The sequence below is a fragment of the Pedobacter aquae genome (assembly GCF_008195825.1).
In the GTDB taxonomy this organism is placed as follows: Bacteria; Bacteroidota; Bacteroidia; order Sphingobacteriales; family Sphingobacteriaceae; genus Pseudopedobacter; species Pseudopedobacter aquae.
Window position 1 is genome coordinate 2,701,443 of sequence record NZ_CP043329.1, and the last position, 24,160, is coordinate 2,725,602.

Sequence of the window (24,160 nt, forward strand, 5' to 3'; positions counted from 1 at the left end):
GGTTTTGCGATTTAATCGCACCTTTACTTCACTAATTTATCAATCGCCATTTCTATTTTATCGAACTTAAATTGTGCTTGCAAATTCTGCATCATGGCTTTAACTTCTGGTAAATTTAAGTTTCCTATACTGCCTTCGTGGGTATGATTAACTTTTCTATCGGTCTCAAAATTTCCTGCTTCGATATCTAAACCTACTTTTTTATAAGCTTCTCTAAATGGCATGCCAGCCAAAACCAAATTGTTTACTACCTCAACGCTAAATAAGTAAGCATATTTATCATCTGCCAAGATATTATCCTTAATCTTGATATTTTTCAGCATCAGTTTTGCCATATCCAAACAGCTCATCAAGCTATTAAAAGCCGGGAAAAGCGTTTCTTTCAGCAATTGCATATCTCTATGATAACCTGATGGTAAATTGGTAGTTAACATCATGATTTGATTTGGCAAAGCTTGTAATTGGTTTGTACGACCTCTTATCAGCTCCCAAACATCTGGATTTTTCTTATGAGGCATAATGCTAGAGCCTGTTGTTAATTCATCAGGGAAACTGATAAAACCAAAATTCTGGTTCATAAATAAGCAAGCATCCATAGCCATACGGTTTAGCGTTGCCGCGATAGAAGACATAGCCTGTGCAACCACTCTTTCACTTTTACCACGTCCCATTTGCGCATAAACCACGTTATAATTTAGTGTATCAAAACCCAATAATTGCGTAGTTAAAGTACGGTTTAAAGGGAAAGATGAGCCATAACCAGCAGCAGAACCCAAAGGGTTTTTATTACTGATTTTAAAGGCTGCTAACATCAACTCTAAATCGTCTATCAGGCTTTCCGCATAAGCTCCAAACCACAAACCAAAAGACGATGGCATGGCAATTTGAAGATGTGTATAACCTGGTAATAATTTATCTTGGTGTTGCTCGGCAAGCTGGGTTAATAAATCAAACAGCTCTTTTGTAGAAAGCACCATTTCCTGAATTTGGCTACGGAAAAACAGCTTTAAATCAACCAAAACTTGATCGTTTCTAGAACGTCCGCTATGGATTTTCTTTCCTGCCTCGCCCACTCTTTGGGTTAAAAGCATTTCTACCTGCGAGTGTACGTCTTCTACACCATCTTCTATAGTGAAATTTCCATCGGCAATTTCCCGGTAAATATTTTTTAACTCATGTTGTACTTTATCCAAATCTTCTTTAGTCATTAAGCCAATACTTTCAAGCATTTGGGTATGTGCTAAAGAACCTAAAACATCAAAAGCAGCCAGATAAAGATCCATTTCTCTATCCTGTCCAACCGTAAAAGTTTCTACCAGATTATTTGTTGATGTATTTTTTTGCCACAATTTCATTTTTTGGAGTATTGAGTATTGAGTATTGAGTATTGAGATTTTTAAATCATCATTTAATCAAATTCAATACAAATTGATATTATTTATTGTAAAGCTCTATAGCATTTTCTATTTGTGTATAAAACCAATTACCTATAGAATTAGTGATTGATTCCATTTCCTCTTTGGTTAACTCTTCATCATAAAGTTTACTTATTGTTGTTTTAGAACCAGAATAAGAAATCTCATACGCATTTTGATGAAATTGTATTTCAATAAACCCACCATTGAAACTACCACTATCTTTAACACTTTTTAATTTTCTATAACTCGATGAAAACCTGATTCTAATTATTTTTTGATTGTTATTTATTAAAAGAAGAAGTTTATTCAGAAAGTTATTTGTGAGCTTTTCGTTTATTTCCATTCCACTCACCCTTCCAAATTCAGTATTTAAAGCTACTTCTCTAGAGAAAAAAAACTGATCAAATTTTTTTAAACCTTTTTCCCATTCATAGGCAAGAGGAAAAATATGCTTCTTTACCAATTTTTCAAGAACACTATTGTCAAATTTAAGCTTAACCTCTTTATCTTGCTTTAACTTTTTCTTTAAAACTGATATTTTCTTTTCTAAATCGCCTTGCTCATCAATAGTTTCTCCCTTTGCTGCTTTTATAGAAATCTCTAAAGACCATTTTACTTGTTGTGAGATATATTCTATAAAAGGTTCATAATCTCCCACATCTGCTAAATGCAGAGCTCTCAGATAATTTTGCTTATCGGCTGATTTAATAATAATAGGAGGATAATTATGCTTCAAAAGCACATAATTCATTAATAATCTAGATACTCTACCATTACCATCATCAAAAGGATGAATCCTAACAAACTTATAATGTAACATGGCAGCAAGTTTAACAGGATGCAGATTATCTTCTCCTTCAGCATACCATTTTATAAGATCCTGCATTTCAAAAGGAGTATCTGTTGGAGAAGTGTAGTGAAAAATTTCACCATTTGCTAACCTTACAGAATTAGGATGATTCTTATAATTACCAATATTAATGAGTCTTCTTGTATTCTGACCATCAGGAGTTATAGCTTCTTTCCAAAAAGGTCTAACAAGTATAATCTCATTTAAATTTTTTATTTTTTGTTCAATCAATGGGCTCTCCTTATCCTGCGCCCATTCTTCTACAAGTAGATAAGCAACATCGTGAGCTTTCATTTCTTCATACTCTCTTAAAGTATGATTTCCTTTTGTATCATCAAAAATAAGTAGAAGCTCTGTCTCTCCGTATGTTAAAGTGTTCCCCTCTAAATGATTAGAATTAAAATTAAACTCAAGTCTGAACTTTTTATCTAGTTTAGTCTTATACTCAGGCTTTATGGGTTTTAAAGCCTCAAGTCTTGTCCACAACTGATCTATAATTTCTATTGTTCTTGACATAGTCTAATATAAGTCTAAAATCGTAAATCGTACCTCTTAAATAATCTCACTTATCATCTTCACATATAGCTTTATGCCTTCTTCAATTTCATCCACATAAATAAATTCATCTGCGGTATGTGAGCGGGCAGAATCTCCCGGACCACATTTTAAAGATGGGATATTTAATAAAGCTTGGTCTGATGTTGTTGGCGAACCATAAGTTTTTCTACCTAAAGCCATACCTGCTTGTACAATAGGATGATCTATTGGGATAGAAGATGGCTTTAACCGTGTTGAACGAGGAATAACTTCACAATCTACAAACTGCCTGATGATTTTTAAAACTTCCTCATTGGTGTAAGCATCTGTTACCCTAACATCCACTGTAAACTTACACTCGTCTGGCACCACATTATGTTGCGAACCTGCATTAATAATGGTTACAGTTGTTTTGATAGGGCCTAAAGTTGGCGATACTTTTGTAAACTGATAATCTCTAAACCAAGCAATATCTTTTAGTGCATTATAGATAGCATTTTCTCCTTCATTTCTTGCGGCGTGACCAGATTTTCCTTTAGTCACACAATCTAACACAAGTAAACCTTTCTCGGCCACTGCCAAATGCATTTCTGTAGGCTCTCCTACAATAGCAAATTCTAGTTTGCCTAAATCTGGCACAATGCGCTCTAAACCTTCTTTACCAGAAATTTCTTCTTCGGCCGTAGCTGCAATAAGGATATTATATTTTAAATTTTCTTCCGGATAAAAGTATAAGAAAGTAGCTATTAAAGATACCAAAGCGCCTCCAGCATCATTACTTCCTAAACCGTAAAGCTTTCCATCAATTATTTCTGGTAGAAATGGGTCGCGGGTATAACCTTGATTAGGCTTTACCGTATCGTGATGAGAGTTAAGCAATATCGTTGGCTTTTTTGCATCAAAATGCTGGTTATAAGCCCAAATATTATTTCCTTTACGATGGATGTTAATACCTCGCTGCTGTAAAAAAACAGCTATTTCATCGGCTGTTTTAGCCTCTTCTTTACTTAACGAGGGAATAGCAATTAACCTTTGTAATAATGCTAAAGCATCTTGAAACAAAATGTCTAAATCCATCAATAATTAATCTTTATCGTACAATTCGCCAGCTTTTTGTGCTGATAATTTTATTCCTTTAATCATGGCCGAGCTAAAGCCGTTATGCTCCATCTCATTTAAACCGGCAATGGTACAGCCTTTCGGCGATGTTACCTTATCAATCTCATGCTCTGGATGCGATGCTAACTGTAAAAGCAAATCTGCCGCTCCCTTAGCCGTTTGTGCTGCCATTTTTAAAGCTTCACCAGCATGAAAACCAACCTCAACACCACCTTGTGAAGCCGCTCTGATAGAACGTAAGAAAAACGCAATTCCGCAAGCACATAAAGCTGTAGCTGATGTCATAAGCTCTTCGTTAATCACCACACAAATACCCACTGTATTGAAGATGTTTTTTACCAATTCTATATTCTCCTGAGATGCATTGCCTACCGAAATACAAGTCATAGATTGCTTAATAGCGATAGCCGTATTAGGCATTACCCTTACTACTTGCACATCTTTTTTCAATCTGTTTCTGATATCCTCGCAAGAAACTCCAGATATCACAGAAATGATTAAATGCTTACTTACATCTATTTGCCCAGCAATTTGGTCTAATACCTGATTTAATTGTTGAGGCAAAACCGCTAACACAATAATATCAGCTTGCGCAGATGCTGAAACGTTATCTGCACTAACCTGAAAGCCTTGAAATTTATACTCATCTAAAGCCTCAATATTTCTTCTGGTTAAAGTGATGCTAGATGCCGGATATAAACCAGATTGTGCTAAACCTTTAGCCAGAGATAAACCGATATTACCACTTCCAAGAATGGCTATTTGATTTGATTTTTTAAAGTCCATGGGCTTATTTTGTTAATCTTGTTCCAAATATACTTTCTTTTTGTAAAGCAGCTAATTTAGCAGCATGACCGATATAAACTTCTTTCACCCCATTTTGAATGGCATCAAAAGCATTTTGTAGCTTGGGTAACATACCATCAGCAATAATTCCATCGGCTTTTAGCTCTTCAAAATAAGATGGATTTATTTCTTGAATAACAGAATTATCGTCATTGATATCTCGCATCACGCCATTTTTCTCAAAACAATAAATCAATTTTGTTTCATATAAAGATGATAAGCCTAGCGCTAAAGCCGAAGCAATAGTATCTGCATTGGTGTTAAATAATTGACCATTTCCATCATGCGTAAGCGCATTAAAAACAGGCACTAAACCTGCTTCTAACAAGGTTTTGATGATATTGGCATTCACAGCATCAGGCAATAAATCTCCTACAAAGCCAAAATCAACATCTTTAACGGGGCGTTTTACGGCTTTTATAGCGTTTGCATCGGCACCTGTCATCCCAATAGCGTTAACTTGGTTGGCTTGTAACTGGGCAACAATATTTTTATTCACTAAACCACCATACACCATGGTTACTACGTCTAACATAGCGGCATCAGTAATTCTTCTGCCATTTACCATCTGCGTTTGTACACCTAGTTTTGCAGCTGTTTGCGTTGCTATCTTCCCGCCACCATGAATTAAGATTTTAGCTCCTGATAAGCCCGCAAAATCTTTTAAAAATTGTGCAAGTTGTATAGGGTTATCAATAACATTACCGCCTATTTTAATGATGTATAGAGCCTCACCCCGGCCCTCTCCGAAGGAGAGGGAGCCATGATCTAGCTTATCTTGTGGATTATTTTTACCCATATTTATTTAAAAACTTAAAAAATCAGACATTTTATTTACGCTATTTAGGTAAGCCCTCTCCTTCGTTCCAAAGGAACTCCTTAGGAGAGGGTTTGGGTGAGGCACATTTTTAATACCGCCTGTGCAGCCCAAACCCTATTATTTGCTTGATTAAGCACTAAAGAATTTGGTCCGTCTAGTATTTCGTGAGAAAGCTCTAAACCTCTTCTTACAGGTAAGCAATGCATTACGCCAGCGTTGTTGGTGAGTTTTAATTTCTCATTAGTCATCATCCAACCTTCACCATCAGAAAGTATTTTACCATAATCCTGATAAGAAGACCAATTTTTTACATAAACAAAATCAGCCCCGGCTAAAGCTTCGTCTTGATTGTTGGTAACGATAGCATTTCCAACAAATTCTGGCGCTAAATCGTATCCTGCTGGGTGGGTAATAACAAAATCGTAATCTGCTTTATTCATCCACTCTGCAAAAGAATTGGCAACAGCTTGTGGTAAAGGTTTAACATGAGGTGCCCATGTTAGTACTACTCTTGGTTTAGCGGTTGTTTTTAGCTCCTCAATGGTAATTAAATCGGCCAAACTTTGCAAAGGATGTCTAGTTGCTGATTCTAAACTCACAACCGGAACACCGCAAAACTGTACAAACTTGTTAAATATCAGCTCCGAGTAATCTTCATTTCTGTCTTTTAAACCAGGGAAAGAGCGTATACCTATGATGTCACAATATTCTCCCATCACACCGGCAGCTTCTCTAATATGTTCTACCGTAGTACCATTCATGATAATGCCATCTTGTGTTTCTAAAGCCCAGCCTTCTTTATCCATATTCATCACCATTACCTGCATACCTAAATTCATAGCAGCCTTTTGGGTGCTTAAACGGGTACGTAAGCTAGGGTTTAAGAATATTAAGCCCAGCGTTTTATGCTTTCCTAAATGCTCATCAGCAAAAGGATTTGCTTTTAATTGGATAGCTTCTGAAACCAGTTGGTTAACATCAGACACATCTTTAACGGAGGAGAATAGTTTCATCTTTATTGAGGGTTATGATTAGATATTTATCATGGGATTTTGTCTGTTATCCCAAAAGAACACTAATAAAATAGTTTGTTGTGATGTTTCATAAAATAGGGAGGTATGCTTTGATATGAATGCTTTGCGAACATTTTTAATTTCTGATTCCTTAAATAAATAAGGATTTACAGCTATTTGTTCTAAAACTTTTAATGTTTGCACTCTTAACTTTTCTGCTTGTTTAATATTCCATTGAATAGAAACAAACTGATATATTGCATCAAAGGTTACTTCAGCTTCATCAGACCAACGTATTTCAAATTTCATACGTTATATTTTCTCATTACTTCTTCTGTAGATTTTGTAAGTCCTGCTTTACCCTGCTCCTGACCTCTTTTAATTCCTTCCTTAACGTGGTCGGGTAAAAGATTTGCACTTTCTAATAATGAGAGATAATCCTCCATACTTAGTTGTACAGCTGTTTTATTTCCTTTCTCGTCTACTAAATAAGTAACTGTCATATCACAAATATAACCATTATCAAAAAGAGTTGAAAACCTAAGCTTTCAACTCCTTACTTAATGCTTCTAAAAATCTATCAGCGTGTTCTCTAGTTAAATTTAATGCTGGCAATAACCTAATCACGTTAGGTTTAGCTTCGCCAGTGAAGATATGATGGTTAAATAATAAGTTTTTCTTCACTTGGTTAAGCTCTTCTGGTAAATCAATACCAATCATTAAACCTTTGCCACGTACTTCTTTAATGTGGTTTAGTTTCTGAAGCTCTTGAATTAAATAGCCGCCTATTTTAGCTGCATTATCCATCAAATGCTCTTGCTCCATCACTTCTAACACAGCTAAAGCTGCCGCACAAGCCAAATGGTTACCACCAAAAGTAGTACCTAACATACCATGCCAAGGTTTTAACGCCGGACTGATACTGATACCGCCAATAGGAAAACCATTGCCCATACCTTTTGCCATGGTATAAATATCGGCATCTACACCAGCAAAATCTGAGGCATAAAATTTACCGCTTCTGCCGTAACCACACTGTACAGAGTCTGCAATAAAATAAGCTCCGTATTGTGTACATAATGAACGTATGCTTTGTAAAAATTCATCACTAGCAACCTGTATACCGCCAACACCTTGAATACCTTCTATTATAACTGCACAAATTTCATTTCCTTGTTCAGCAAATAAGGTTTTTAGTGCATCAACATCATTATGAGGCAAGAAAACAACATTTTCTGTTTGGTTTACCGGAGCTATAATTTTAGGATTATCTGTTGCCGATACTGCTAAAGATGTTCTGCCATGGAAAGCTTTTGTAAAAGCCACAATTTTTTTTCTTCCATTGGCAAAAGATGCCAATTTTAAAGCATTCTCATTAGCCTCGGCACCAGAATTACACAAGAAAAGCTGATAATCTTCTCTGCCTGATATTTTCCCTAGTTTATCTGCCAATTCTTCCTGTAAAGGAATTTTAATAGAGTTTGAGTAAAAACCCAATTTACCTAACTGCTGTGTTAAGCGCTCTACATAATGCGGATGCGTATGACCTATAGAGATTACAGCATGCCCACCATAAAGGTCTAAATATTCCTGTCCTTTATCGTCCCAAACCAAGCTCCCCTGGCCTTTTACGATTTCTATATTGTTTATTGGGTATACGTCGAAAAGTTTCATTTTTTAGAGTTGTAAGTTTTAGGTTTTTAGGTTGTAAGTAGCTTATGCTCTAACTTTTTGAATTAATAAAATAAGCATTGCCTTCACTTCATTGATGTTTTTTTCTAAAATTAAATAATCTTCTATAGGTAAATAACCGAGGTCTTTTGCAAGCAGCAGAAAGTATTCTGTTTCGTTTGCTGATCCTAAAGCAATATTCAAATATTTACCGAAATCGTTTTTAGTATTTTTTCCACATCCCTCAGCAATATTGGCCGGTATAGATGATGAAGCCCTTCTAATCTGACTGGTAACTGAATAAATCTCTTCTTTCGGAAAGTTCTTAGTCACGCTGTAGATTTTAAGCGTTAATTCATGTGACTTTACCCATACTCTTAAATCTTTGTAATTCTGCATTGGCTAACTTATAACTCAAGAACTTATAACCTAAAACCTTTTAGCTAAAACCCAATCGCTTTCAACCTCAATCCTTCTTTTTCATCCAAACCAAACATCAAATTCATATTTTGTACGGCTTGGCCTGATGCGCCTTTTAGTAAGTTATCTATGATGGATAAAATCATCAGTTTATTGCCGTGTTTTTCTAGATGAATAAAGCATTTATTGGTATTCACAACCTGCTTTAAGTCTATATTTTCCTTGCTGATATGCGTGAAAGGTGCATCTGCATAAAAATCTTGATATAATTTCTCTGCTTCTTCTAAACTTAAATCACAATCCATATAGCTTGAGGCCATAATTCCACGAGCAAAACTACCGCGATAAGGAATAAAGTTTAACACTAAATCCTCTTGTTCTCCTGTCTTTGCTCCCTCTCCTTTGGAGAGGGTTGGGGTGAGGCTTTTTAGGCTTTCGCCGATTTCATTTAAATGCTGATGCTCAAAAGCTTTATAAACCGATAGGTTATTACTCCTCCAACTAAAATGAGAGGTTGTTGTTGGCTTTTGCCCTGCCCCTGTAGAACCTGTTGTTGCAGTGATGTGTACTTCAGATTTTAACAGCCCGGCTTTGGCTAAAGGCAATAAAGCCAGTTGTAAACAGGTTGCAAAACAACCTGGATTAGCAATATTCTGAGCTGTTTTTATGGCTTCTTTGTTAAGCTCGGGTAAACCGTAAATAAATTTTCGATTTTCGATTTTTGATTTTTGATTGAGCCTGAAATCTTGAGAAAGGTCAATAATTTTGATGTTATCGTTAAAATTATTTGCTTCTAAAAACTTTCTAGCATCGCCATGCCCAACGCATAAGTACAACACATCGATATCCTGCGAAAGCTTATCGGTAAATTTCAGGTCGGTATCGCCAAGTAAATCAGTATGCACATCTGATATTAAGTTACCAGCATTGCTATTACTGTGTACATAAGCAATATCAACCTTTTGGTGATTAACCAAAATTCTTAAAAGCTCTCCGCCAGTATATCCTGCACCACCAATTATACCTACTTTTATATTACTCATCTTTAATACCCTCGTTTACTTTATGCCAGATACTTACTTGGTTACCAAATATTTTAGAAAATCCTTTTACATCGTCTCCGGTATAACCTTCGTTCATCTCGCCATAGCTGCCAAATTTGCTACTCATTAAATCGTTCTCAGACTCGATACCGATAATCAGGAATCTGTAAGGTAATAGCTGTACAAATACTTTTCCGTTGACTGTTTTCTGGGTATTTTCTAAGAAAGCTTCAATATCTCTCATCACAGGGTCGTGAAACTGACCTTCATGCATCCAATTCCCGTAGAACATGGCCAATTGGTCTTTCCAGCTTAACTGCCATTTGGTTAAAGTATGCTTTTCTAAAGCATGGTGAGCTTTGATAATTACCATTGGTGCTGCGGCTTCAAAACCAACTCTTCCTTTTATCCCAATAATGGTATCACCTACGTGGATATCTCTTCCTACGCCAAACGGAGCAGCAATTTGCTGTAAAACTTGAACGGCTTCTGTTGGATGGTTATATTTTTTGCCATTTACAGCTACTAACTGCCCTTTTACAAATTCAAGCTCAACATTTTCTGCCTCTGTTTTGGTTACTTGAGTTGGCCATGCTTCTTCTGGTAGCATACCATTAGAAGTTAGGGTTTCTTTACCGCCTACAGAAGTACCCCAAATACCTTTATTGATAGAGTATTTAGCTTTTTCGGCATTAATTTCTACGCCATGTTTATGTAGATATTCAATCTCTGCTTCTCGGCTCAATTTCAAATCTCTAATAGGCGTAATAATACCCACTTTAGGAACCAAGATATTGAAAATCATATCAAAGCGCACTTGGTCATTACCAGCACCTGTACTACCATGAGCAACAAAATCAGCATTAATTTCTTTTGCATAGTTTGCAATAGCAGTAGCTTGGGTAACACGCTCTGCACTTACAGAAAGTGGGTAAGTATTGTTCTTTAACACATTACCAAAAACTAAATATTTTAAACAAGAATCATAATAGCCTTTTACTGCATCAACAGCGTGATGAGAAGCCACCCCTAAACTGTAAGCTCTTTCTTCTATTTGTTTTAATTCTTCTTCAGAAAAACCTCCGGTATTTACAATAACCGAGTGTACTTCTAAATCCAAATCTTTAGTAAGATATATGCAACAAAACGAGGTATCTAATCCTCCGCTAAAGGCTAAAACTACTTTTTTCTTCATTTTTTTAGTATTGAGTATGGAGATATGAGATTTGCGATCTCATATTTCGATACAGTTTATTTTTAAATTAATCCGGCTACTACCATTTTTAAAGAGCGTAATTTTGCTTCTATTCTTTGTAGTAAAGTAGCTTTGTGTGTTATCTTCTTTAACCTTTCGGCTTCTTCGGCTTTTTTCTCTTCTGGGTCGTAAAGCATAGCTGTACACATGCAATTCTGCCTGTTTTTACTCATCAGAATATCGTAGTTTACGCAGCTTTGGCAGCCTTTCCAGAAATTCTCATCTTGGGTAAGTTGCGAATAAGTAACGGGCTCGTAACCTAAATCAGAGTTGATTTTCATAACCGCTAAACCCGTTGTTAAACCAAATATTTTAGCGTCCGGATATTTTTCTCTAGATAAATCAAATATCTTAAACTTAATAGCCTTAGCTAAACCAGCTTTACGGTAAATAGGGTTAACAATTAAACCAGAGTTAGCAACAAACTCGCCATGGCTCCAAGTTTCTATATAACAAAAGCCTGCCCAAGTGCCATCTTTATGTAAAGCAATAACTGCTTTACCTTCCAACATTTTATTGGCAACATATTCTGGAGAACGCTTTGCTATACCTGTTCCACGCACTTTTGCAGAGGTTTCCATCTCTGTGCAAATAGTTTCTGCATAACCTACATGTTGCAAACCAGCAACCAGTATGTTAAAATCTTTAGTATGCATTTTTTGAAAAAGATAAATCCTTCATGAGGGATTTTAATCAGAATAAACAAAAATTTAATTAGAGACCTGTTTACTTACAAACAGAAAAAGAGATTGAAACTATCAGCAGAGGTTTAGGCCCTGGTGACAAACAGAGGTCTTCGTCGTAGTAAACGAATAGATGTGTGTAAATCAGAAAGCAACATATAAAAATTAAACGCCTTTTTAACAGCAGCTAATTTCTTAAAAGTATGTAAGTTTTGTTGTTTCATTTCTTTGTATCCATCAACCACTTAGGGCTGATATTTGACGCAAAAGAGCGCATTATTTTTATTAATTACAATAAAAAAATGCAATTAATAATAATATAACACAGAGGTATTGAAAAAACAACACAACACCTCTGTGTGTAAAGCATTTAAGCTTTTCTTAATTTTATAATTCTTACCCAATGTAAAACCTTTAAAATAGGATATACTGGATCAAACTCGAACCACTTTTTTGCAAAGTTTGGACTGTTTGGAAACTTATGGTGATTGTTTTGAAAAAGCTCTCCTAACATGAAAAAATCAAAAGGGGTTGAGTTTTTAGATTTATCATCATTATCAAAATTTGAATAACCATATTTATGTCCGCACCAGTTTACAATAGCGCCATGTAATGGCCCCATGATAAAATGGATAGGAAGTAATAAAAACATCCACCAAGAGGTTGCAAAAAACACATAAAAAGCAATGTAACCTAAGCCAAACAAAATTCTAGTGATAAAAGAAGAAGCTACTTTATCTATAAATTTCCATTCAGGATAGTTGCCTTTAAACTCTTTATCTGCTTGTAAAGTTCCTTGGGCAAAACCATTGTACATGCCTCTAGTATTCCACATCATTTGGAAAACATCTTCAAAAAAGTGTGGCGAATGCGGGTCTTTTTCTGTATCTGAAAAAGCATGGTGCATACGGTGCATAATGGCGTAAGCTTTAGGTACTAAGTAAGAAGAACCTTGACTAAACCAAGTGAAAATATAAAAGGCTTTCTCCCAGAATGCATTTAAAGTAAACATTTTGTGAGAAGCGTAACGGTGAAGGTAGAAGGTTTGGGCAAAAAGGGAAAGAAACCAATGTGCCAAAAAGAAAATAATAATGTACATGTGTGATTTAAAAAAAAATTCAGATAATATAATCTGGCTACTAAGTTAGGGTAATTGTTTTTAATCTAAAAAAAGCCATCATTTTAATTTGTTAAATATTTAAGTAAACGTAATTTTCTTGCTCCTTGTTATAAATGGCCTTGTAACGTTTATACTGCTGCTCGTCTCCCAATTTTTGGTAGGTTAAAGCCATACCTTTCAAAATATCGGGCCTAAAGTATTTATTTGATGTATTTAGCAAGCTATTAGCTAGTTTTAAATCGGCCAAAGCCAAACCATAATCTTTAATTCTATTTTTCACTTTCGCCAGCATCAATAAAGAACGTATGGTGCCTACCCTATGGTGTAATTTATTTGCTAAAATATTGGCTTGTACAAAAAACCACTTCGCTTCTGTAAACTTATTCTGATGCCAATAAACTCGGCCCAATTGCTGATAACAATTCATTTCGGCTTGTTTACTATTCATCCTGTAAGCCATTAGTAAAATTTTGGTAAGGATTTGTTGCTCTGCTTGTTTTAAATTTCCGGCCCTCAGCATCAACTCATTTTGTTGTAATAACGCTTTCACTAGTTTTTGATCTTGCTCCATAATTCTGTATCCGGCTATGGCCATATCATTAAAATCGGCAGCAGCTTTATCATCTCCAGATAATAAAGATAATTGATACAAATAGCTTGAAGTTTGTGCCACTTGGGCATGGTTAAGTTGCGCCTGATAAAGGAATAATGCTTTACTAAAATGATGATAAGCAATATCTAAATCGCCTGATAAGGTTTCTGTAACGGCCATCATTTTATATAAACCTGCTTGGTGATTAAGTAAGTTTGCCTTCGAATAAAAATCAAGCTGTTGCGGTAAAGCGTTAAAATAATGTTGACGCTGGTGATAGCTAATTGCGCTTACGCTGATGTTTAGACTTAAAGCATCGGTTACGCTTTTTACCAGTTGATAAGTATCTAAAAGCACAATACCATCTGCCAATAAATACTTATCTGGTTGTTTATGGAAAATAGAATCGGCAAATTTTTGTTGGATATTACTGGATAAAACAAAATTCCCTCTTGCAAAGCTCTTCCCTGTTATACAAATACATAAAACTGATAAAAGAAAAAAACGTAGCATGAGGGTATTTTAATTAACAAGCTAAATGCTTTTATATGATATTTTGCAAACGCTTAGCGCTGATTTTGATACTTTCATAAGGATTGATATCAAAGTTTTCTTGCTCTACAAAAGGATATTTTAAGCCTGATAATTTTGCTTCCTTAGTAAAAGACTCAAAATTAATAGAACCGCTGCCAACTTCTGTATTTTTTTGAGGGTTTACCTTATCCATATCTTTTACATGCCACAAAGCAAAACGACCTTTATAAGTTTTAAAGAGCTTTAAAACATCTTGCTTTGCTCTTACGGCCCAATATAAATCTAATTCAAAATCTATACTTGGAAGTGTATTTTCTACTAATATCTCATAAGCTGTTTTATCTCCTAGTTGCTTAAACTCAAAATCGTGATTATGGTAAGCCAGTTTCAATCCTTCTTTTTCTAATCTTTTAGAAGCCTTGTTAAGCTTATCAGCGAAAGCTTTTACACTTTCTACACTATTAAATATTTGAGGGTTGATGAAAGGGACAACAATATATTTTTGTTGCAGTGTTTTGGCAGCTGCAATATAGGCGTCTAAAATAGCATCATTACCTGTTTTTTCCCATTCGCTAAATTCGTAATGAGCGCTGGGCGAGGTTAAGCTATATTTATCTAACAATTGTTTAAACTGCGTTGGAGTTAAGCCCCAAAAACCATTTTTTACAGAGTAGCCATAACCTTCTACCCAAGAATAACCTGCTTTTGATACCTCAGCAATTACATTTTCTACACCTTTAGAAAATTCGTCTCTTAAAGAATAAAGCTGTATTCCTATTCTTTTTTTATCATCTACCAAACAGCCAAGATTTGGTAAAACCAAAACCGATGCGGCAGCCAAACCTACTTGCCTGATAAATACTCTTCTACTGTTAGATGCTTTCATAATTAAACGTCACAAATTTTAACTGCTTGATATAAAGATGCTATTTTATCTTCCTTTTTAGGGATAAATTCTTGAGCAACATAGCCTTTAAAACCTGTTGCTACAATGGCTTTCATAATAGCCGGGTAATTTAGCTCCTGATTTTCGTCTATTTCATTTCTACCGGGTACACCTGCGGTGTGGTAGTGTGCTATATAAGGGTGACTATCTTTTATGGTATGGATAACATCTCCTTCATCTACCTGCATGTGGTAAATATCATAAAGCAATTTGAAGTTTTCTGAGCCTACTCTTTTACAAAGCTCAACACCCCAAGCTGTTTTATCGGCAAAGTAATCTTTATGGTTAATTTTACTATTTAAAAGCTCCATAACTAGGGTTACTTTGTGCTTTTCTGCAAGCGCCATCAGCTCTTTTAAACCTTTAGCGGCATTATTTAAACCGGTTTCATCATCCATACCTCTGCGGTTTCCGCTAAAACAAATTAAGTTTTTATAACCTGCTTTAGCAACCATAGGAATCATCTCGGTATAATTCTGGATAAGTTTCTCATGAAAGTTAGGTTCTGCAAAGCCATCAACCAAATTGATTTCTGCTCCGTTACACATGCTAGAATCTATACCATGTTTTTTCAGAATATCCCACTCTTTAGGCCCAACCAAATCAATAGCTTTAATTCCTATCTTTTTTGATAAAATACAAAGCTCTTCTAAAGACAGAAAACCATAGGTCCATTTACATACAGCATGGTTGATATTACCTTTTAAAGTGATGCTTTGCTTTTCATCAGAAGAATTGCCGAAACTTAGCATAGGTGTTGTGGTTAAAGCAGCAGTGCCTGCTAGTATATTTTTAATAACTGATCTTCTATTAGTTTTCTTTGGCATTATGATGCAAATTAATGAGTTAAAGCCTCTTTTTTCTTATTCTTCATGTAAATAACTAAACCTGTAAAAGCTACCACCAAAATTATTGGAATAACTAAGGTAGCTTGTAAAACTTCTGGACCGGCTGCATTTTTTGCCTCATTAAGCAAATTAGCCATTTCTGTACCTGGTGCTGCACTTAAATAGTCGGCTTCATTAGCACCTGCCGGGAGTTTTTTTAGGATTAATCTATCATAAAAACCTCCCATGAAAATGGTATAAACAGAAACTGCAAACATACCGGCACCGCCCATTAGGTTTAAACCTAAAGCACCCGATTTTGGTATATTCTCTGCCACAAAGCCTAACATGGTAGGCCAGAAATAACATACGCCTAAGCCAAAAATAAAGGCTGCAAAATAAATAGCATTTCCTGTTAAAGTACTTAATAAGTATAAACCTAAAGCAGCTAAAATAGCAGAAATTAACAATACCCCTTGCGGAGAAAAACGATGAACAATAGGTTCTGCCAAGCCTCTGCCAATAACCATTACACCTGTAGTAAGGGTTAATATCAGGATAGCATTATCGGTAACGTTTTTAAGTAATACATCAATCCATTGGCCTGTAAAAAGCTCGGTAATAGCAGTACCAAACATACAGATGAACATGAAAATAAATAAAGGCGATGTTACCGATTTATACATCGTAGCGGTAGAAACACCAGAAGCTACACGCTCTGTTACCGGGAAATCTAATTTAGAGAATAAGTAACCGTATACCAATGTTGGCACTATCATTATAGCTACTTGTATTTGCCAGCTTAAACCTATGCTGTTAAATAAAATCACGATAAGTGTACCTAAAAATATACCACCAGGGAACCATAAATGGAAATGGTTAAGCTTGGTAGTTTTATTATCTGGGTAAATGGTTGCAACAAGTGGGTTACAAGCCGCTTCTACAGTTCCGTTGGCAATGCCTATGAGTAAAGTAGAAATGAAAAGTGTCCAATATCCTTGTGCGAAAATGGTTAAGACGATACCTAACAAATGAAAGATAAAGGCCATTACCAATAATCTTTTCATGCCAATGGCATCAACAATAAAACCACCTATAACTACGGCTAAAGGGAAGCCCCAGAAAGCGGTAGCTGTTATGGTACCTAATTCTGTTGCGGTTAATTGAAAATCTGTGCCTAGTTTTCCTAAGATACCGGCTCTTATTCCGAAAGATAAAGAGGTAACCAACAGCGCAAGACAGCTTGCCCAAAAAAGTTGGCTTTTTTTAATATTGTTCATTTAAAATTGGGTTAGGTTATAATTGGTTGGCTTGTATTAAAGTGCTTTAATCATGATGTTTTTAAACCAAACTTCATCGCCATGGTCTTGTAATACAATTTTTCCTGATTTAAATTTACCAAAATCAGGCATAGATTTAAACTTACTAGCAGCTACCATTTTATTCCAAGCATCATCCCACATGGTGGTAGAAACAACTTTAACACCATTTAAATAAAATTCTAACTTGCCATTATTGCTTATAATTTCGGCTTTATTCCACTCGCCAGCTGGTTTTACTGTTTCTTTGCTGCAAGGAATTAAATCGTATAAATCGCCTGCTCTGTGTTTAAATATTTTAGCATCTGGATGCCCATCATTATCTAAAACTTGCATTTCTGGACCAGTTAAGTAAGGTTGTGGATATTTCTTAGCATCCTCCAATACATTAAACATGATACCGCTATTGGCATTTTTTGCCACTTTCCACTCTAGTTTTAAATGAAAATTTGCATAATCTTTATCGGTAGCTAAATCTCCACGTTGAGCTTTATCTGCAACCGGTTTGAAATGAAGAACTCCATCTTCTACTGTCCAAGCGGCACCTGTTTCTGCTTTGCCGTAAGTATGCCAATCTTGAGTTCCGTTTGCTAATAAGTTTTCCCAGCCTTTATTGGCTTTCACTTTTTGCGATTTGCATGATAGCGTTACCAATAACACTAACATGAAGGTTAAAATACTTCTCATTATTTCTTAATTGTTAAGATATATTTGACCATTTCCTCGGCATCAGCCTGACTAACTTGTGGATGAGCAGACATTGGAACTTCTCCCCAATTTCCTTGTCCGCCATTGATAATTTTACCAGCAAGCATGGCAATATTTTCTGGTGTAGCTTCATATTTTGCAGCTACATCTGCATAAGATGGACCAACTAATTTTTGCTGTTCTTTATGGCAGCCCAAACAGTCTGATTGTGCAATTAATTGCTTGCCCTTTGGTTCTTCTGCCGCTGGTGTTGTTGCGCTTTCTGCTACTGCCGTAGCTTCTGAATTTGTACTTTCTGCACTTTGCTGACTACCACCGCCACAAGCCCATAAACTAACAGCCAGAATACTTAAACTTAATACTTTATTGATTTTCATAATGATACTTTATATGCCTAAAACTTGATTATTAAAATTTGCATCGCCACCAGAAGCAGCAAAATCATCAAAAGCTTTTTCTGTAACCCTGATGATATGGTCTGCAATAAATTTCGCCCCTTCCTTAGCTCCATCTTCTGGATGCTTGATAGCGCATTCCCATTCTAAAACGGCCCAACCATCGTAATTGTATTGTGCCAATTTGCTAAATACCGATTTAAAATTCACCTGTCCATCGCCCAAAGAGCGGAAACGTCCGGCCCTGTCTATCCAGTTTTGATAACCACCATAAACACCCTGTCTGCCCGTTGGGTTAAACTCTGCATCTTTAACATGCATCATTTTTATACGCTCATGGTAAATATCGATAAAAGCTAAATAATCTAAACACTGCAATACAAAATGCGATGGATCATATAAAATATTGGCTCTTTTATGATGATTTACTTTATCTAAAAACATTTCAAAAGTTACGCCATCGTGTAAATCCTCACCAGGATGAAGTTCATAACAAAGGTCTACGCCATTTTCATCAAAAACGTCTAAAATAGGTTTCCAGCGTTTTGCTAACTCATCAAAACCTGTATCAACCAAACCTGCTGGGCGTTGTGGCCATGGGTAAACAAAAGGCCATAACAAAGCACCACTAAAAGTAACATGAGCATTTAAACCCAAATTTTTTGATGCTTGTGCGGCATACTTAAGTTGTTGTACTGCCCAAGCAGTTCTAGCTTTTGGATTTTTGTGTAATTCTGTTGGTGCAAAGGCGTCAAATAAATCGTTATAAACAGGATGAACTGCTACTAATTGCCCTTGAAGGTGCGTAGAAAGTTCGGTAATTTCTAAACCTGCTGCATTTACTTTTCCTTTGATTTCATCGGCATAAGTTTTACTTTCTGCTGCTAGTTTCAAGTCTAAAAACCTGCTATCATTTGTGGGTAATTGCAAGCCTTTAAAACCCAAGTCTTTTGCCCATTTGCAAATACTATCTAAACTATTAAAAGGCGCTTGGTCTCCTATAAATTGCGCTATAAATAATGCTGGTCCTTTTATTGTTTTCATTGTTATCTGAGATTTGCGTAGTGAGTATTAAGTCATTAAAAATTTATCCATTTCTGGGATGATTTTCCAGACTCGATTACCTTTTCTATAAATGTCATCCCTCTTACACCTTCTGTTACACCCGGATAATCAAGTGCTTCTTTTGCTGGCTGCTGCTGGTTCATTTCTGCTAAAACAGTTAAAGCAAAATTTCTGTACAAGTTAGCAAAAGCTTCTAAATAACCTTCGGGATGCCCTGCTGGTGTGCGTGTATTATGCGAAGCAAAAGAACTTACATAAGCACCGCCAGTTCTGTAGGTTTGAGCTGGCGCATCTAACCATTTTATAACTAAAGAGTTAGCATCCACTTGTTGCCATTCTAAACCTCCTTTTTCACCGTAGACTCTTATTTTAACGTTATTTTCTTCTCCAGCAGCTATTTGTGTAGCCATTAAAACCCCGCTTGCCCCATTATTAAATTTAAGTAGAACGGCGCCGTCATCATCTAACCTTCTGCCCTCAATTACGGTATTAATATCAGCACAAAGCTTGGTAACACTTAAACCGCTTACATACTCGGCAAGGTTAAAAGCATGGGTCCCAATATCGCCCATGGCACCAGCAATACCACTTTTAGATGGGTCTGTACGCCAATCGGCTTGCTTATTTTCTACCGCTGTACTTAACCAACCTTGCGGATATTCTACATAGATTTTTCTTATGGCTCCTAGCTTACCTGCCAAAACTTGCTGACGGGCTTCCTTCACCATAGGATAACCTGTGTAAGTATGGGTTAACAACAGTTTTTTACCTGTTTGCTGCTGTATTTTTTCTAACGCTAATGCTTCTTGAAGAGATAGTGTGATAGGTTTATCTAAAATAACATGGAAACCATTTTCTAAAGCCATTTTAGCTGGCTCGAAATGTAAATGGTTTGGTGTTACAATACTGATAACTTCTACTCTTACGTTTTCTGGTAATTTTTTTTCTGTTTCTATGAGTGTTTGGTAAGATGGATAAGCTCTCTCTGGCGATAAGCCTAATATAGCTCCCGTTTGTGCAGATTTCTCTGCCGAGCTACTAAAAGCCCCACAAACCAATTCATAACAATCGTCTATTCTTGCTGCTATACGGTGTACTGCCCCAATAAAAGCATCGGGACCACCACCTATCATGCCTAATCTTAATTTTTGTTTCATAAGTTATGGTGTTAGAAAAACAGGATCTCCTTTTTTATAAGGGATACAAGCGTCATATCTGCCTGGTACTTCTACATAAGTTAAAGCTTGACTACCGCCTATTTCTGATGTAAAATAACCTAATAAAGTTAACTCTTTCATCATTCTAAAATAGTGTGGCGGCGCTTCTTTTTCTTTAGTTTCTTGATACGCTTTTTGTTGTTTATCTAAATGGGTTAATAAAGCTTTTTTCTGGTCTTTATCTAAAGAAAGGAAATCTGCTTTATATTGTTTTTTAGCTTCATCATCAACGTTTTTCAATCCGTCAAGGAACACTTTTTGATGTTCTTTATCATAACAATCTTTCACCATTAGGGCCATAAACTCACCTGCTTTGGTAGCTTTTGCACCTGGTGTATCGGTTTCTGGAATAATGGTTTCTGCAATTTCATCTAAAAGTAAAACATCATTGCTATTAAACAAATCATTTATTTGCTTTGGCGATGAAGTACAACCTGTTAAAGTGAAAATTTCTGCCCCTAAAACAGTACCTCCTAATAATAGGGCTACTGATGATATGGCTTCTCTTCTATTCATGATTTTAATGTTTTTGGTCTTTAATTAAACACCTAGCGTCCAGCCGGCTCTGTAATTTCTTTTTACAAATTGATTAGCTTCCTCAAAATTGGTTACCCGCATTTGCGTATTATCCCAAAGTAATTTGATGTTTCTGCCTGGGAAAATGTCTTTACCATCTTTTTGCGTTTTGATATCATAAGACCTGATAGCTAAATTGGCCATTAAAAGCGCTTCTGTTAAAGGAACCGCTTTTTCAAATGGCGAGCTCAGTTCTTTGTTACCATAACCTGCTAGGCAAGCTTCTACCCATTGTGCATAATGACCATTGGTGCTGCCGGTAACTCTGTCGTATTTTTGTTTAACTTTTACTTCCTGAGTTTTGCTAGTAGGTAATAAACGAGGGTTTTGGTTATAAGTACCTGCCATCATTTTGCCTTTAGTACCTATAAATAACATCCCGTTACCACCATCGCCAAATACTTCATTTGGACCTAATTCTTCTGGGCGTTCTGGCTGTATACCGCCATCCATCCAATGTAATTTAATAGCCGATTTGTTTTTTGCCGTTGCCGGGAAGTTCAAGATAACATGACTAGAAGGGGGGCAAGAATCTGGGAAATAACCTCGTTTAAACTCATCAACATAAACAGAACCCACACTAGCTTCAACAGAAGTTGCTGCATTTAAGCCTAAAACTGTGAACGGACCTTCCATTAGATGGCAACCCATATCGCCTAGTGCTCCAGTACCGTAATCCCACCAGCCTCGCCAGTTAAAAGGCACTAATTTATCTACATAATTTTTCTGAGGTGCAGTGCCTAACCATAAATCCCAATCTAGCTCTTTTGGAATTTCTGCAGCTTGTGATGGCCACGGAATACCTTGTGGCCATACAGGGCGGTTTGTCCAGCAGTAAACGGTATGTACTTTACCAATAACATCAGCATCAAACCATTCTTGCATTTGCCTTACACCATCATCTGAAGCGCCTTGATTACCCATTTGGGTAACTACTTTATACTTTTTAGCGGCATCTAATAAGACACGAGCTTCATAAATATCATGCGTAAGCGGTTTCTGCACATAAACATGCTTACCCAATTGCATGGCTGCTAAAGTGGTGATAGCGTGGTTATGGTCTGGTGTTGAAACGCAAACGGCATCAAAGTTTTTTGATTCTTTATCAAAAAGCTCTCGCCAATCTTTGTAATATTTTGCTGTTGGATAATCTTGTCTTGCTTTTAATGCTCTTCTATCATCAACATCACATAAAAAATTAATAACGGCTTTGCCTGAGTTATGGAAGCTTTTTAAATCGCTATAACCTTTACCGCCAACCCCAACTCCTGCAATATAAAGTTTATCGCTAGGGGCTAAAAAGCCTTTACCCAAAACATGTCTGGGTACAATAGTAAAAGCTGCCGCTGCAATAGCGCCAGATTTGATGAAGTTTCTTCTACTTTGATGATTACTTTCGTTCTCCATGTGTAGGGTATTAAAGGTTCATCTTTTTAAGTTCAGAAACAGCGTGGTCTACCGCTCTGGCAGTAAAAGCCATATAGGTTAAAGATGGATTTACGCAACTTCCTGATGTCATGAAAGAACCATCTGTTACGTAAACATTTTTGGCATCCCAAACTTGATTGTATTTATTTACCACAGAGGTTTTAGGGTCTTTACCCATACGGGCTGTACCCATTTCATGAATACCTTGGCCAAAACCGTAACCATTATCATGCGCTTTAACATCTTTAAGACCTGCTTTTTCAAGCATTTCTTGAGCGTCATCCATCATATCTTTACGCATTTTAATCTCATTCTCTTTTATTTCAGCATCAATAGCTAAAACTGGTAAGCCCCATTTATCTTTCACAGTTTTATCAAGGGTAACTTTATTTTCATGATAAGGTAAAATCTCACCAAAGGCTGTCATCCCCATGGTCCATTGACCAGGTTGTAATAAAGCCTCTTTTAACTCGGCACCTATACTTAGTTCTGCAATTTCACGGTTCCAGCCTTGTCTGCCCGCCGCACCTTGATAGCCAAAGCCACGTAGGTAATCTCTTTTCTCGCCATTCATGTTTCTAAAACGAGGCACATAAATACCGTTGGGTCTTCTTCCGTAATAATATTTATCATCATAGCCCTCTGCAATACCAGAAGCACCTAATCTGAAGTGATGATCCATCAGGTTATGACCAAGCTCGCCACTGCTACTTCCTAAACCGCCTTCCCAAACATCGGTTGCAGAGTTCATTAATACCCAAGCAGAGTTTAAGGTTGATGCGCAAAGGAAAATCACTTTGGCTTTATATTCATAAGTTTTGTTAGTTTCTGCATCTATAATTTCTACACCTGTGGCTTTTTGGGTGTCTTTATCATAAAGAATTTTAGTGACAATAGCATGCGGGCGAAGTGTAAGATTACCAGTTGCCATAGCTGCTGGCAAAGTAGAAGACTGTGTACTGAAATAAGCTCCAAAAGGACAACCTAATGAGCATTTATTTCTGAACTGGCAATTGCTACGACCTTTAACAGGAGCAGTAACATGGGCAACACGACCAATAAACATGTGTCTTTGGTCTTGATATTGTTTTTTGATACGAGCTGCTACATCTTTCTCTACACAATTTAATGCCATTGGAGGTAAAAACTCGCCATCAGGCAAGTGAGCTAAATTTTCTTTTGACCCACTTATACCAGCAAATTTTTCCGCATAGCTATACCAAGGTGCAATTTCATTGTAACGAACTGGCCAGTCTACAGCGATGCCTTCTTTAGCATTGGCTTCAAAATCTAAATCACTCCAGCGGTATGATTGTCTTCCCCACATTAAAGACCTTCCACCAACATGGTAGCCACGGTACCAATCAAAGCGTTTCACTTCTGTGTAGGGAGCATCTTTTTCGTTTACCCAAAAACTCAGGTTTTTTTCTGATAGCGCATAATCTCTTTTAAGAACAGGATAGTTATCTATCATCTCTTGCGTTCTTCTACCTCTGTGCTCAAACTCCCAAGGAGCTTTAGTGGCATTTTCATAGTCTTTTACATGCTCTATGTTTCTGCCTCTTTCTAGTACAAGAGTTTTCAAACCTTTTTCTGTAAGTTCTTTAGCTGCCCAGCCTCCGGAGATACCGGAACCTATAACTATGGCATCATAGCTTTGTTCTGACATTCGTTTAATATTAAAAATTGGTTAAGTGAATATAGAAATTAAATTCTTTAAATCAAGATGCAAAGTGTAAAAATTACAATATCTAATTT

25 protein-coding genes are annotated in these 24,160 nt (G+C 36.4%); all 25 read right to left on the reverse strand.

Going from position 1 to position 24,160, the window contains the following annotated elements; all coding sequences use genetic code 11:
• Positions 1-23: 23 nt before the first annotated feature.
• Positions 24-1,355 (reverse strand): argininosuccinate lyase, encoded by a 1,332-nt coding sequence (gene argH / locus FYC62_RS11845; RefSeq protein WP_149075071.1) that lies wholly within the window; start codon positions 1,353-1,355, stop codon positions 24-26.
• A gap of 79 nt (positions 1,356-1,434) precedes the next feature.
• Positions 1,435-2,784: a Fic family protein gene (locus FYC62_RS11850; RefSeq protein WP_039448831.1), complete on the reverse strand. Its 1,350-nt coding sequence runs from the start codon at positions 2,782-2,784 to the stop codon at positions 1,435-1,437.
• 36 nt (positions 2,785-2,820) lie between these two features.
• A complete protein-coding gene (locus tag FYC62_RS11855) occupies positions 2,821-3,882 on the reverse strand; it encodes a M20 family metallo-hydrolase (RefSeq protein ID WP_039448830.1) in 1,062 nt (353 codons plus the stop codon).
• 6 nt (positions 3,883-3,888) lie between these two features.
• Entirely contained in the window at positions 3,889-4,710 is an 822-nt protein-coding gene (proC, locus tag FYC62_RS11860; protein ID WP_026905346.1) for a pyrroline-5-carboxylate reductase, read from the reverse strand.
• A 4-nt stretch (positions 4,711-4,714) separates the two neighbouring features.
• Positions 4,715-5,569, reverse strand: coding sequence for an acetylglutamate kinase (gene argB, locus FYC62_RS11865; protein WP_149075072.1), 855 nt, complete (start codon positions 5,567-5,569; stop codon positions 4,715-4,717).
• Between the two features lie 80 nt (positions 5,570-5,649).
• Positions 5,650-6,603 carry a Rossmann-fold NAD(P)-binding domain-containing protein gene (locus FYC62_RS11870; protein ID WP_149075073.1) on the reverse strand — a complete coding sequence of 318 codons (954 nt, stop codon included), beginning with the start codon at positions 6,601-6,603 and terminating at the stop codon, positions 5,650-5,652.
• Between the two features lie 18 nt (positions 6,604-6,621).
• Positions 6,622-6,912, reverse strand: coding sequence for a type II toxin-antitoxin system RelE/ParE family toxin (locus tag FYC62_RS11875; RefSeq protein ID WP_149075074.1), 291 nt, complete (start codon positions 6,910-6,912; stop codon positions 6,622-6,624).
• Positions 6,909-7,106 carry a hypothetical protein gene (locus FYC62_RS11880; protein ID WP_026905351.1) on the reverse strand — a complete coding sequence of 66 codons (198 nt, stop codon included), beginning with the start codon at positions 7,104-7,106 and terminating at the stop codon, positions 6,909-6,911. The genes FYC62_RS11875 and FYC62_RS11880 overlap by 4 nt, the downstream gene beginning before the upstream one ends.
• A gap of 37 nt (positions 7,107-7,143) precedes the next feature.
• Positions 7,144-8,277 (reverse strand): aspartate aminotransferase family protein, encoded by a 1,134-nt coding sequence (locus tag FYC62_RS11885; protein WP_149075075.1) that lies wholly within the window; start codon positions 8,275-8,277, stop codon positions 7,144-7,146.
• Positions 8,278-8,319: 42 nt separating this feature from the next.
• Positions 8,320-8,673, reverse strand: coding sequence for a four helix bundle protein (locus FYC62_RS11890; RefSeq protein WP_039448824.1), 354 nt, complete (start codon positions 8,671-8,673; stop codon positions 8,320-8,322).
• Between the two features lie 44 nt (positions 8,674-8,717).
• Positions 8,718-9,737 (reverse strand): N-acetyl-gamma-glutamyl-phosphate reductase, encoded by a 1,020-nt coding sequence (argC, locus tag FYC62_RS11895; protein ID WP_149075076.1) that lies wholly within the window; start codon positions 9,735-9,737, stop codon positions 8,718-8,720.
• Positions 9,730-10,932 carry an argininosuccinate synthase gene (gene argG / locus FYC62_RS11900; RefSeq protein WP_149075077.1) on the reverse strand — a complete coding sequence of 401 codons (1,203 nt, stop codon included), beginning with the start codon at positions 10,930-10,932 and terminating at the stop codon, positions 9,730-9,732. The genes argC and argG overlap by 8 nt, the downstream gene beginning before the upstream one ends.
• Before the next feature lie 62 nt (positions 10,933-10,994).
• The gene (locus FYC62_RS11905; protein ID WP_149075078.1) at positions 10,995-11,648 is read right to left on the reverse strand and encodes a GNAT family N-acetyltransferase; all 654 of its coding nucleotides are present in this window, start codon (positions 11,646-11,648) and stop codon (positions 10,995-10,997) included.
• Between the two features lie 397 nt (positions 11,649-12,045).
• Positions 12,046-12,774: an acyl-CoA desaturase gene (locus tag FYC62_RS11910; RefSeq protein ID WP_039448817.1), complete on the reverse strand. Its 729-nt coding sequence runs from the start codon at positions 12,772-12,774 to the stop codon at positions 12,046-12,048.
• 91 nt (positions 12,775-12,865) lie between these two features.
• Positions 12,866-13,900, reverse strand: coding sequence for a tetratricopeptide repeat protein (locus tag FYC62_RS11915; protein ID WP_149075079.1), 1,035 nt, complete (start codon positions 13,898-13,900; stop codon positions 12,866-12,868).
• Positions 13,901-13,931: 31 nt separating this feature from the next.
• Positions 13,932-14,807 (reverse strand): sugar phosphate isomerase/epimerase family protein, encoded by an 876-nt coding sequence (locus tag FYC62_RS11920; protein WP_149075080.1) that lies wholly within the window; start codon positions 14,805-14,807, stop codon positions 13,932-13,934.
• A gap of 2 nt (positions 14,808-14,809) precedes the next feature.
• Positions 14,810-15,694, reverse strand: a complete 885-nt coding sequence (locus tag FYC62_RS11925; RefSeq protein WP_149075081.1) for a hydroxypyruvate isomerase family protein — start codon at positions 15,692-15,694, stop codon at positions 14,810-14,812.
• An 11-nt stretch (positions 15,695-15,705) separates the two neighbouring features.
• The gene (locus FYC62_RS11930; RefSeq protein ID WP_149075082.1) at positions 15,706-16,974 is read right to left on the reverse strand and encodes an MFS transporter; all 1,269 of its coding nucleotides are present in this window, start codon (positions 16,972-16,974) and stop codon (positions 15,706-15,708) included.
• 36 nt (positions 16,975-17,010) lie between these two features.
• Complete coding sequence (locus FYC62_RS11935) at positions 17,011-17,700, reverse strand: 3-keto-disaccharide hydrolase (RefSeq protein WP_149075083.1); 690 nt, start codon at positions 17,698-17,700, stop codon at positions 17,011-17,013.
• Positions 17,700-18,098: a c-type cytochrome gene (locus FYC62_RS11940; protein WP_039448809.1), complete on the reverse strand. Its 399-nt coding sequence runs from the start codon at positions 18,096-18,098 to the stop codon at positions 17,700-17,702. Before FYC62_RS11940 ends, FYC62_RS11935 begins: the two co-directional genes overlap by 1 nt.
• Before the next feature lie 9 nt (positions 18,099-18,107).
• A complete protein-coding gene (locus FYC62_RS11945) occupies positions 18,108-19,160 on the reverse strand; it encodes a sugar phosphate isomerase/epimerase family protein (protein ID WP_149075084.1) in 1,053 nt (350 codons plus the stop codon).
• Positions 19,161-19,195: 35 nt separating this feature from the next.
• Complete coding sequence (locus tag FYC62_RS11950; protein ID WP_149075085.1) at positions 19,196-20,338, reverse strand: Gfo/Idh/MocA family protein; 1,143 nt, start codon at positions 20,336-20,338, stop codon at positions 19,196-19,198.
• A 3-nt stretch (positions 20,339-20,341) separates the two neighbouring features.
• Positions 20,342-20,914, reverse strand: coding sequence for a gluconate 2-dehydrogenase subunit 3 family protein (locus FYC62_RS11955; protein WP_149075086.1), 573 nt, complete (start codon positions 20,912-20,914; stop codon positions 20,342-20,344).
• 24 nt (positions 20,915-20,938) lie between these two features.
• A complete protein-coding gene (locus FYC62_RS11960) occupies positions 20,939-22,381 on the reverse strand; it encodes a Gfo/Idh/MocA family protein (RefSeq protein WP_149075087.1) in 1,443 nt (480 codons plus the stop codon).
• Positions 22,382-22,391: 10 nt separating this feature from the next.
• A complete protein-coding gene (locus tag FYC62_RS11965; protein ID WP_149075088.1) occupies positions 22,392-24,071 on the reverse strand; it encodes a GMC oxidoreductase in 1,680 nt (559 codons plus the stop codon).
• Positions 24,072-24,160 lie beyond the last annotated feature (89 nt).